1 pseudogene is annotated in these 396 nt (G+C 51.0%); it reads left to right on the forward strand.

The window, feature by feature from the left end:
* Positions 1-58: 58 nt before the first annotated feature.
* A pseudogene (locus HMPREF3009_RS00040) lies at positions 59-396 on the forward strand (HNH endonuclease); the annotation flags it as partial.

Genomic DNA, 396 nt, shown 5'->3' on the forward strand with positions numbered 1-396 from the left:
CATACAAGACACCCACTGCCTGCTCGACATTGAATCCCTCATTGCTATCGATCAACCCATGTCAGCACTGACAGCCTTGACTGATGAAACCCTGGATTTTATCGACACCCTCCTGGCTGACTTCTTCACCCCTTCTAAGCCGACCCAAGCTTTTCCTACACGTAGTCAAATTAGGCGCAAAGTCCGCGATATTTGTAAAACCCTGGATGATTCCATTGCCTATCGGGATACCCGGCCTAAAGATACGTACCGGTTTTCTTCTAACGGCACCTCTGCCTGGTTGGAACTGCAGGTTGGGGAAGACACCGGCATTAAACTCGATGCCTTCATCCACCAGACCGCCGCCAAGGAAGACATCACTGTCGCTGAGGCAGTCATCAAACTGCTTTCCGGTGA

This window comes from Corynebacterium sp. HMSC034H07 (genome assembly GCF_001815175.1).
Classification (GTDB): Bacteria; Actinomycetota; Actinomycetes; order Mycobacteriales; family Mycobacteriaceae; genus Corynebacterium; species Corynebacterium hiratae.